The sequence below is a fragment of the Pseudomonas amygdali genome (genome assembly GCF_002699855.1).
Lineage (GTDB): Bacteria > Pseudomonadota > Gammaproteobacteria > Pseudomonadales > Pseudomonadaceae > Aquipseudomonas > Aquipseudomonas amygdali.
This window is the reverse complement of record NZ_LKBW01000070.1, coordinates 1-10,678: the sequence shown is the minus strand read 5'-3', so window position 1 is coordinate 10,678 and position 10,678 is coordinate 1. Positions and strand designations below refer to the sequence as shown.

The following is a 10,678-nucleotide window of genomic DNA, read 5'->3' as shown; positions in this document are numbered from 1 at the left end:
TTTGGTCGGCATACATGCACCTCTAGCTACATGTTATGCCCGAACACAAAATTTCTGACAGTCTCATGAACAGTTGAACTCGGCGGAACAAATACGCCCCTAGTCTTGAGCGAATGTTTTTTGGCACCTGCGGTACGTTTTCCCCACGCGGTGGTCTGGTCCTGATTTTCGCAAGCAAGGCTCCTCTGTCGTCCTGTTGATAAAGGTCACGACGCCGAGCCCTCAGCACGCCTCTTGCCGAGGCGGCGAACATCCAGGAAGGATAATCATGATTCTGGTTACCGGTGGTGCGGGATACATTGGCGCTCACGTTGCGCTTGAATTGCTTGAAGAGGGCCACGATGTCGTGGTGCTTGATAACTTGTGCAATAGCTCGCTAGAGACATTGAGCCGGGTGGAAACACTCAGCGGGCGACAGGTGGAGTTCATCCACGGCGATGTACGCAGCAAAGCGACGTTGAACCGGCTATTCGCTCGCCACCCAGTGAAAGCTGTGGTGCATTGCGCCGGGCTCAAAGCAGTGGGCGAAAGCGTCAGAGAGCCGTTGCGCTATTTCGAGACCAACGTGAGTGGCAGCGTAAACCTGTGTCAGGCGATGGAGCAGGCAGGCGTGTTCAACCTGTTGTTCAGCTCATCAGCGACTGTATACGGCGACCGTGAGCAAATGCCGCTGGACGAGAACTGCCCACTGGGTTTGCCGACCAATCCTTACGGGCATTCCAAACTGATGGCCGAGCATGTGATGAAAAGCGTCGCCCGCTCGGATCCACGCTGGTCCATCGGGCTGCTGCGATACTTCAATCCCATTGGCGCCCATCCGTCCGGCTTTCTGGGCGAGTCGCCCTGCAACACGCCAAATAATCTGCTGCCCTTCCTGCTGCAGGTCGCGAATCGAAGACGCCCTGCCCTGCACATTTTTGGCACCGACTACCCGACGCCGGACGGTACAGGTGTGCGTGACTACATTCACGTAATGGATCTGGCCGAGGGCCACTTGAAGGCGCTGGACAGAATACGCGGCCAAAAAGGCGTATCCGTCTGGAATCTGGGGACTGGGCAGGGTTATTCAGTGCTTGAGGTGGTGCACGCTTTCGAACGTATCTCCGGCAAAACCGTGCCTTTGATCTTTGAGCCGCGCCGGACCGGAGACATTGCGGTGTGCTGGTCGGATCCGGGGAAAGCATTGCGTGAGCTGGATTGGCGCGCCAGGTTCAACCTTGATTCGATGCTCACTGACGCCTGGCGCTGGCAGTGTATGAACCCACAGGGTTATATGCCGACAGCACTGGTCAGTTGAGGTGCGGCCAAAGGTGTAAAGTGGCGGGGAATTACCCTCGCAGCAGGCTGCTGTGCGCTAAAAATTGGCCGGTGTGTTGGAACTGATGATCTCGGCCTCGTCCTGGCCAATGTTGCGGAAGCGGTGTGGCAAGGTGGTCGGGAAGTAATAACCGTCCCCGGGACCGAGAATATTGACCTGCCCATCGATGGTCAGCTCCACGGTGCCGCGCGTCACCAACCCGCACTCCTCGCCTTCGCTGTGGACGATGGGCTCTTCACCCGAGTCTGCGCCCGGCGCGTACTGCTCACGCAGAAAACGCATCTGGCGGCTCGGCAGGGTTGCGCCGACCAGCAGCAGGCGAACACCGTTACGCCCCAGGTCAGGCTGGTCACCGGCGCGGAATACATACTGATCCTGCCCCGGTGGCTGGTCGAAGGTGAAGAAATCCGCAAGCGTCATGGGGATGCCCTCAAGCAGCTTCTTCAACGAGCTGATAGAGGGGCTGACACGATTTTGCTCAATCAGGGAAATCGTGGCATTGGTCACACCACTGCGTCTGGCCAGTTCACGTTGTGACAGCTTGTAGCTTTCACGCACCAGTTTGAGTCGTGCTCCCGTATCCATAATGGCCTTGTGCGAAAGATATCCGATGAGTGAAGCAAAGCCCAGGAGGAATGGATTGTCCATCGCCCAGGCCGCAAAGCCGGATATTAAATCACGTTTGTCAGCAACACTCAGCAGCTCATCGCACTAGCTGCCCTGACGGTTCCGGGCATACGCCAGGCAGGCTTCACGGAATGCCGTGAACAGGCTCAGCGACACAGGGTTGTTCATGAACTCCCACTCCGGGTGCCACTGCACGCCCAGCACAAAGCCTGGCGCACCGGGCAGGGAAACCGCTTCCACCAGACCGTCGGGTGCCAGTGCTTCCGCGCGCAGATCCGATGCCAGACGATCGATTCCCTGACTGTGCAGGCTATTGACCTCGAACCCCGGCGCAAGCCCGAGCGCCTCCAGCAACCCGCCAGATTGCACCTGCACCGGGTGTTGCGGCGCGTACTGCACGGCCAGCACATCGCTTTGCGGCTCACGGTGATCCAGATAACCGGGCAATTCCTGGACCCGCTGATGCAGGCTGCCGCCCAGTGCAACATTCAGCTCCTGAAAACCACGGCAGATGCATAACACCGGCACACCCTGGGCGATGGCGGCCCTGAGCAGCGGTAATGTTGTGCGATCCCGAAACACGTCGTGGGCAGTGCCTTCCACGCTTGCCGGGCCGTTGTAATGATGCGGCTCGACATTGGACGGCGAGCCGGTAAACAGCAAACCGTCCAGTGAGGCCAGCAACTGCGCAGGCTCGGTGGGCACGTCGAGCGCGGGCAGAATGACCGGGACACCCGCAAACGCAGCCGCCTCGACATATTTATCGCCTGCGGTGTGAGAGGAGTACTTGCCCAACTGCTGACGGCAGGCAGTAACGCCGATCAAGGGAGGTCGTGACATACGTTGAGTCCTTGTGAATCTGGTGAGCCAGCACGTCAATATGACGCTATCCAGGCGGGATAAAACCAGTCTAGGATACTCATCTGCGCAACAAACATAGGCATTCAGGCAAAGGAACAATGCAGCGATGCAATATGAAATCACCCATGCCGATCTTGCCCTGGTATTGGCGCTGGTACGCGGCCGGACCTTGGCGCGTGCTGCAGATCTGCTGCACGTTGATATTTCGACAGTGTTCCGCTCGATCCGACGTCTGGAGTCAGCCCTCGGTGCTGCGCTGTTTGAAAAGAACCGCCGCGGCTACATTCCGACGGATACTGCCCAGGCCATGGCCGAGCAGGCTGAACACGCCGAACAGGCACTCGCCGCTGCCCGTATCGCCTTGCAGCAAGGCGAACAGGTGGTCAGCGGTACGGTACGCCTGACGTGCACTGACGCGGTATTGCACAGCCTGCTATTGCCAACGCTCGCGGACTTCATGCCGCAGTACCCTGCTCTCACGCTGGAACTGGCCACCTCCAACGCGTTCGCCAACCTCAGCCGTCGTGATGCCGACATCGCGCTGCGCCTGACCAATACCCCGCCCGAACACCTGATCGGACGATGCCTGGGCAGCGCGGACTACTTCATCTGTGGTCGCCCCGAATACCGCGATGCGCTGACACACAGCCCTGCCTCCATTCCCTGGATCAGCCCGGACGACTCGATGCCCGACCACCCTTCGGTGATCTGGCGTAAACAGGCATTTCCGGCGGTGAGCCCACGCTATCGTTGCAGCAACATGTCGGCGGTCTCTCAGTTGGTCGCTGCCGGTCTGGGCGTGGCGGCCTTGACCGATTTCACGATTCAGGGCCTTGCCTCAGTGGAAAGGTTGAGTGAACCACTGCAAGGGTGCAGCACCGATCTGTGGCTACTGACGCGTCCCGACTGCCGGGCATTGCGCTCTGTGCAGACCCTTCTGGAAGCACTCGCCCCCCGTCTGCGAGCAGCATTGCTGGTGTCCAGATGCGCCTGATGGCCAGTCTGTGGATCCATTAAATAATAGTTAATCAAATTAATCATTGGATTAATCTTGATCCTGTGGCATTAATAATCACGAGGAAAACAACATGATTCATTCTGTGGATCCATAAGACCAATAATCGAACCGTGGAGAACCGTCATGCACCCAAAAAATGCGTGGTACGTCGCCTGTACAGCGGATGAAGTCGCCGACAAGCCTCTGGGCCGGCAGATCTGCAACGAAAAGATGGTCTTCTATCGCGACCAGAACCAGCAAGTTGTCGCCTTGGAAGATTTCTGCCCGCACCGCGGTGCTCCGCTGTCGCTGGGTTATGTCGAGAACGGCCAACTGGTATGCGGTTATCACGGGCTGGTGATGGGCGGCGATGGCAAGACCGCCGCGATGCCCGGCCAGCGTGTTCGAGGCTTCCCCTGCAACAAAACCTTCGCCGCGGTCGAGCGCTACGGCTTCATATGGGTCTGGCCTGGCGACCGGGAAAAGGCCGATCCGGCGCTCATCCACCATCTGGAGTGGGCGGTCAGCGACGAATGGGCCTACGGTGGCGGTCTGTTTCATATTCAGTGCGACTACCGCCTGATGATCGACAATCTGATGGACCTCACCCACGAAACCTACGTGCATGCGTCGAGCATCGGCCAGAAGGAAATCGACGAAGCAGCGCCTGTCACGACAGTCGAAGGCGAGGAAGTCATTACCGCGCGCCACATGGAAAACATCATGCCGCCGCCGTTCTGGCAGATGGCGCTGCGTGGCAACAACCTGGCCGATGACGTGCCAGTCGATCGCTGGCAGATCTGCCGCTTCACCCCGCCCAGCCATGTACTCATCGAGGTAGGCGTAGCACACGCGGGCAAAGGCGGCTATCACGCGCCTCACGAGTTCAAGGCATCGAGCATCGTTGTCGACTTCATCACGCCAGAGACCGACACCTCGATCTGGTACTTCTGGGGCATGGCGCGCAACTTTAACCCGGCTGACGAGCAACTGACGGCCACCATCCGCGAGGGGCAGCGCAAGATCTTCAGCGAAGACCTGGAGATGCTTGAACGCCAGCAACAGAACCTGCTTCAGCACCCGCAGCGCAACCTGCTCAAGCTCAACATCGACGCCGGCGGTGTGCAGTCGCGCAAAATTCTGGAACGCTTGATCGCTGCCGAACGAGCCAGCACAGCTGAACAGATTCCAGTAATGGCCACTAAATGACCGCCTGCTGCCAGCCCGAATGCGTTGAAAACAATCAGAAGTGACCCGTGCTGCGGTCACCCGAGGACATACCATGATCGACGTGACCGTGTTATCACGTAACGATGAAGCGCTGGATATCTGCAGTTTCGAGCTAGTGCGAGCCGATGGCGAGTTGCTGCCGTCTTTCACGGCAGGCGCACACATTGACGTGCACTTGCCTGACGGGCTGATCCGCCAGTATTCGCTGTGCAACGCACCGAACGAGCGTCATCGTTACCTGATTGGTGTCCTCAACGATCCGGCTTCACGCGGCGGGTCGCGCAGCCTGCATGAACAGATTCAATCAGGCGCGCAACTACGCATCAGCGAGCCGCGCAACCTGTTTCCGCTGGCCGGGAACAGCCGTCGCACGCTTCTGTTTGGGGGCGGCATCGGCATCACCCCCATTCTGTGCATGGCTGAACAGCTTGCGCTGGAGGGTGCCGATTTCGAATTGCACTACTGTGTTCGTTCCGTCGAGCGCGGCGCGTTTATCGAGCGCCTGAAGCGTTCATCATTTGCCGACCGGGTCACGCTGCACCTTGATGAACAGCCCACTACCGCGCTGAATGCTGCCAATGTACTCGCCCAGCCGCAACCCGATACCCATCTGTATGTGTGCGGACCGGGTGGTTTCATGCAACACATCCTCGACAGCGCCCGTGCTGCCGGCTGGTCTGAAGACAATCTGCACCGGGAGTACTTTTCTGCAGAGCCGGCGGACACCAGCAATGACGGCAGCTTTTCTATCGAGATTGCCAGCACCGGCCAGGTACTTGCCGTTCCTGCCAACAAGACGGTCGCCCAAGTGCTCGAAAGCCACGGCATCGATATTCCGCTGTCGTGCGAACAAGGTGTGTGTGGCACATGCCTGACGCGCGTCCTCAAGGGCATTCCGGATCATCGGGATCTGTTTCTGACTGAAGACGAGCAGGCGCTCAACGATCAGTTCACGCCATGCTGCTCACGCTCGAAAACCCCACTGCTGGTGCTCGACATCTGATCAGTTCGAGCGCTGGATGACCTTCATGCGTTCGTTCAAACCGGCACCGAAAATCTCCGCGTAGCGCAGGGTAGCATTGGCATGCTCACGCATGATCGCCTCGGCACGAGCGCCCTGCCCGCTCACTAACGCATCCACCACCGCATGATGCTGCATGTGGGCGAAATTGAAGCGCCGGTATTCGCGAATCAGGTTATCGCGATCCACTGCCAGCGCCGTCACCGAGGCAAAAGGCAGATGGTCGTTGCGTGCCAGCGCATCGGCAATGGCGCGATTACCGCTGCCCGCCACGATCACTCGATGCAGGCGCATATTCATGTCGTGATAGACCTCAAGATCGTCCTCAGTGACATAACCCTTTTCGAACAGCGCATCGCCCTGCACCAGGCAGGCTTCAAGCTCGTCCCGAGCCTCCTGCGCCAAGCCACGTTCGGCCATCTGCCGCGCCGCCAGACCTTCCAGAACACCACGCACGTCGACCGCACCGGCGATTTCCATCGGCGTGATCGAGCGCACCTGAAAACCGCGCCCGCCAAAGGGCACCAGCAGGCCTTCCTGCTCCAGGGTACGAAACGCCATACGCACCGGCATGCGCGACACGCCGAACAGCTCGGCGGTCGGCACTTCCATCAAGCGCTCGCCGGCCGCCAGCTCGCCTGACGCAATCATCTTGCGCAACGCAACAAGAATGGTCTGCCCGGGTTTGCTCATTGACAGGATTCCGTGGAGATCGAAAAACGCATCTTACTCCACGTACACAGGGGAATGGTTCAAGCGCAGTCGATCAGATCCGGCACGAGGCTGCATAACCGAAGGTGCGCTCCTCATCCGGCGTTTCGATCCACACTAGGGTTTGTTCAAAACTGATCGGTGGACTGTAGAAATAACCCTGCACCATCGTGCACCCAAGGCTGGTCAGTGCATTCAGCTCATCCTGCGTCTCGACGCCTTCAATCACGCAGCCAAGAGACATGTCCAGACTCAAGGCAACCAGCGATTTCACGATCTTGTAACTCGCCGGATTGTCATGCACGCCAGTTACAAAACTGCGGTCAATCTTCAGTTTGGTCAGCGCCAGCGCGTGCAACTGACTGAGGCTGGAGTACCCGGTGCCAAAATCATCCAGCGAGATACCGCAACCCAGTTGCCGAAACTGTGCAATAGCCTGCTGTACCTGGGCAATGTCCTGCATGACCGCCGTTTCGGTGATTTCCAGATCGAGCCGTGAGGCATCGAAACCGCTGTTTTCGATGATCTCGACAATGGTACTGACACTTTCCCAGGTCGCGCAGTCGTGCGCCGACAGGTTGAACGACAGTCTGATGGGCGCCGGCCATGACAAGGCCCTCTTCAATGCATGAGTCAACAAGGGTGCGGTGAGCTTGTTGATCATGCCGATTCGCTCGGCAATCGGAATGAAATGCGCAGGCGATACCGAGCCCAGTTCCGGACTTTTCCAGCGGGCCAGAGCCTCGAAAGCCACCGTTTCGCGTGTGCAGCTTTCAATGATCGGCTGAAACAGCACGTAGAACTCGGTCTCCAGATTGGCACGCCGCAATGCCTGCTCGGTTACGCCATCGGCGTGCAACTGCTCGCGGTGGCTGGCGGAGAACAGGCAGGTAGTTCCGGGGTTATGGTCTTTGCCCTGATAAAGCGCGTAGTCGGCAAACTCGAACAGTTGGGTGGCATTTTCTGCAGTGGCCGGAAACGTAGCGAAGCCCAAAGTTGCGCCAATCTGGATGGACATATCCGACAGCTCGAAGCTTTCATGCATCAGTTCACACAGGTGTTTACCAAACGCCAGCAATGCATCGTTGCTGATATCACCCTTGATAACCAGAGCGAACTCGTCACCGCCCAGTCGCGACACATGCACTGTATCGCTGGAGGCACTGGTCAAACGTTCGGCTACCAGCAGCAGCAGACGGTCGCCGGTACGATGCCCATAAAGGTCATTGACTGGCTTGAACCCGTCCAGATCCAGCACGCCGACCGCCAATCCGGTGCGCTGCGCCAGCGCCTCCTGCAAGGCCGTGTCCAGTGTCTGAAAGAACTGTCGGCGGTTCGGCAGCCCCGTCAAACTGTCCTGATTGGCCAGCAGAAGGTTCTCATTGCTCAGTTGCTCGGTTCTTATCTGCACATTCACCAGGCTGGTGAAATCGCGGTATTGATACTGAAGAATGATCAGCATGCCAATCGACACCAGCACGATGTTCACTGCTGTGGCGATGAAAGTAATGTTGTGCGTCGACGCGAAAAAAATAACAAACGCAGTGTTGACCACAACTGCAGTGGTCAACGCCGCAGGCCGCAAGTGCATCATGCAGAAGATGCAGACAATCACGGTGATGCCCATGAAAAACGCCACGTGCGCCTGGGCATAGGCATCGCCATAGGGATAAAGCGACAGCGACCAGGCGGCGAAACCGGCAGCGATCACGCCTGCCAGTCCGTTGGTCCCGCGCAGCGTCGCCAGAATGGTGGTTGGCGCGGGTGGCGGCCGGTTTACCGTGAGCAGCCACTTGCGCGCACGAATAGCGCAAACAATAGTGAGCAGCGCCGGAACCAGCAGGGTCAGCCACATCGGAGCAGTTGCCCAATGGGTGAATGCCAACGCCCAGGTGTAGACCAGCAGCACGAAATACATCAATGGCAGCTGTCGGGACAACGCAACGTATTGGGCCTGCAACAGCCTGGGATTATCAGCGGGTACAGACATCACGGTGCGCAAGGCACTCACTAGTTTTTTCAGCATCGCAAGGCTTCTCTGTCACTACAGTCAAAGCACACGTGGCTTGCTGCTCNCTCTCGGCAGGTGTGATTAATTCTTTACGGTAAAACCGATCCATGCGTCGGTTTAATGGAAATAAACAGGCGATACCCTTTTCGAGCAGGTGCTCGGGTATATCTAAAACCCTTGCAACCCCCCTCTTTTCAAACGTCCCCTATGGGCAGGGAGCATTACCATGAACAGGAAAGTCATTATCGATACGGACATGGGCTGGGACGACGTACTGTCCATCGCCTACCTGATGAAAAGGCCGGACATCGACATCATCGGTATCACGGTCACTGGATGTGGCGAAACGGATCTCGGCTGGGGCGTCATCATCGCGCAGCATTTACTGGGCATTGGCAACCGTCTCAGTACTGTTGTGGCAAAAGGCACCGATAAGCCACTTGAATACGACAACCGGTTTCCACAACCATTCAAAAACGATATGAATGACATCATGGGCCTTCTGGGAACGCTCAATCCGGCTGCCTTGCCGGCGTTATCAAACCTTCCCGCGTGGGAGTTCATGTATCAGGCCGTGAAGAACAGCCAGGATAAAATCACTGTTCTTTCGCTGGGTGGCTTTACCAACATTGCGAAGATGCTCTCACTGAGTAACCAACCCGCAGACTTCCAGATGATCGAGCAGATCGTCGCCATGGCTGGAGCTGTCTATGTTGACGGTAACGTCGCCGCCTTGAACGGCGCTCAAAAGGAATGGGATCAGGGTGAGGCCTACAGCAGTAACCACTACGCAGAATGGAATGTGTTCGTCGACCCTGTCGCGGCCGATACCGTTTTTCAGTCGAGCCTGCCATTGACCCTGGTCCCGCTGGACGTCTGCAACCAGGTTATTCTCGACGCGAGCTACTCGCAAAAGATTACGGCGAGCGACCCTGTCGCCACGCTGGTCAGGCAAGTGCTTGAAACCAAATCAGGCACGCACGCCGAAGGTTATCCGGTACCGATATTCGATCCGCTGGCAACGATGCTGATGGCAGGCGGTATTGAAGCGACGAAAATTGATGAGCAGTTTCTGTCCGTCAACACGAGCATTACACCGCAGGACAATCACTGCGGACAGATACAACTACAAGGCAGCGGTTCGCGAACCATCACCTACGTGGTGGGTGTGTCGCAGTTCGCGTTCAGCGCGAATTTTGCTCAGGTCATCAACAACCGGACATGAACCAGGCGCGACCTAGACTCAGTTCGCCGCCACCTGAGCCCTATCGGCTTGCATAACCAGCGCTTTGAGCGATGCATCGAATTGTTTCAGCTCATTGACCTGCAGCTCACGCTGCTGGTCAATCTGTGCGGCAATCTCTGGAGCAGCTTTGCCCTGCACCCAGACCGAGGTCATCTCCTTGACCACCTCACCTTCTGCCTTGCCGATGTATTGCAGATTGGTGTCATAAAACCGGGCCATGAACCGCGCTTCGACCTGACTATTGCGCTTGCTTACCAGACGGTTGTAGGTATCAAGCATCACCACCACGTCGGGGCGCGCTTTCATCAGCGCGTCGAGGTTGTCGTAAACGGTCACCGAGGCGAATTCTTTCTGCAATGAGCCTACCAGCCAGTCGGTTGCCAGTTTCGGGTCCGAACTGCTGATGAATGCATTGCGGATACGCGAATCGAGCGCGCCGTTCTGTCCGCTCCTGAGCGCTACCGAGTGATAGTTGTTCAGGTACTGGAGGTTACTGACGGTGTTTTCGCTGTACAACACCCCCACTGACTGAGTGTGTTGCAGACTGGAGGCGCTGTCGGCCACCGGCATGAAGTGGCAAGACTGCTCTGAGACCGTAGAGACTGACGAGACGGCAGCATTGGCTGGCGCAGTGAGCATCATGCTGGTGCTTAGGG

The 10,678-nt window shown here is 57.6% G+C and carries 10 protein-coding genes; 5 read left to right on the top strand and 5 right to left on the bottom strand.

Translation table 11 applies throughout. From position 1 onward, the window contains the following. Positions 1 to 268: 268 nt before the first annotated feature. A complete protein-coding gene (gene galE, locus AO277_RS07405) occupies positions 269 to 1,297 on the top strand; it encodes a UDP-glucose 4-epimerase GalE (protein ID WP_044319824.1) in 1,029 nt (342 codons plus the stop codon). Positions 1,298 to 1,354: 57 nt separating this feature from the next. On the opposite strand, the gene AO277_RS07400 is transcribed toward galE, so the two are convergent. Together AO277_RS07400 and AO277_RS07395 are read right to left on the bottom strand one after the other, a co-directional pair. Then, positions 1,355 to 1,903, bottom strand: a complete 549-nt coding sequence (locus tag AO277_RS07400; RefSeq protein WP_002553494.1) for a cupin domain-containing protein — start codon at positions 1,901 to 1,903, stop codon at positions 1,355 to 1,357. A gap of 126 nt (positions 1,904 to 2,029) precedes the next feature. Further along, positions 2,030 to 2,785: a gamma-glutamyl-gamma-aminobutyrate hydrolase family protein gene (locus AO277_RS07395; protein WP_005731857.1), complete on the bottom strand. Its 756-nt coding sequence runs from the start codon at positions 2,783 to 2,785 to the stop codon at positions 2,030 to 2,032. Between the two features lie 127 nt (positions 2,786 to 2,912). Between AO277_RS07395 and AO277_RS07390 the strand changes: the two genes are divergently transcribed. The 3 genes from AO277_RS07390 (at position 2,913) to AO277_RS07380 (ending at position 6,036) form a co-directional block, all read left to right on the top strand. Continuing rightward, positions 2,913 to 3,800, top strand: coding sequence for a LysR family transcriptional regulator (locus tag AO277_RS07390; RefSeq protein WP_002553493.1), 888 nt, complete (start codon positions 2,913 to 2,915; stop codon positions 3,798 to 3,800). Between the two features lie 147 nt (positions 3,801 to 3,947). Continuing rightward, positions 3,948 to 5,012, top strand: coding sequence for an aromatic ring-hydroxylating dioxygenase subunit alpha (locus AO277_RS07385; RefSeq protein ID WP_005743729.1), 1,065 nt, complete (start codon positions 3,948 to 3,950; stop codon positions 5,010 to 5,012). 73 nt (positions 5,013 to 5,085) lie between these two features. Next, entirely contained in the window at positions 5,086 to 6,036 is a 951-nt protein-coding gene (locus tag AO277_RS07380; RefSeq protein ID WP_044319825.1) for a PDR/VanB family oxidoreductase, read from the top strand. Here AO277_RS07380 and AO277_RS07375 read toward each other — a convergent pair whose 3' ends face one another. Further along, a complete protein-coding gene (locus AO277_RS07375) occupies positions 6,037 to 6,747 on the bottom strand; it encodes a GntR family transcriptional regulator (RefSeq protein WP_031595667.1) in 711 nt (236 codons plus the stop codon). It abuts the gene before it with no gap. A gap of 73 nt (positions 6,748 to 6,820) precedes the next feature. Then, positions 6,821 to 8,791, bottom strand: a complete 1,971-nt coding sequence (locus AO277_RS07370) for a putative bifunctional diguanylate cyclase/phosphodiesterase (RefSeq protein ID WP_044319826.1) — start codon at positions 8,789 to 8,791, stop codon at positions 6,821 to 6,823. A 211-nt stretch (positions 8,792 to 9,002) separates the two neighbouring features. Here AO277_RS07370 and AO277_RS07365 point away from each other — a divergent pair, with 211 nt between their 5' ends. Continuing rightward, a complete protein-coding gene (locus AO277_RS07365) occupies positions 9,003 to 10,001 on the top strand; it encodes a nucleoside hydrolase (protein ID WP_044319827.1) in 999 nt (332 codons plus the stop codon). An 18-nt stretch (positions 10,002 to 10,019) separates the two neighbouring features. On the opposite strand, the gene AO277_RS07360 is transcribed toward AO277_RS07365, so the two are convergent. Next, on the bottom strand, positions 10,020 to 10,678 hold a 659-nt coding region (locus AO277_RS07360; protein ID WP_257214196.1), incomplete at its 5' end, for an ATPase.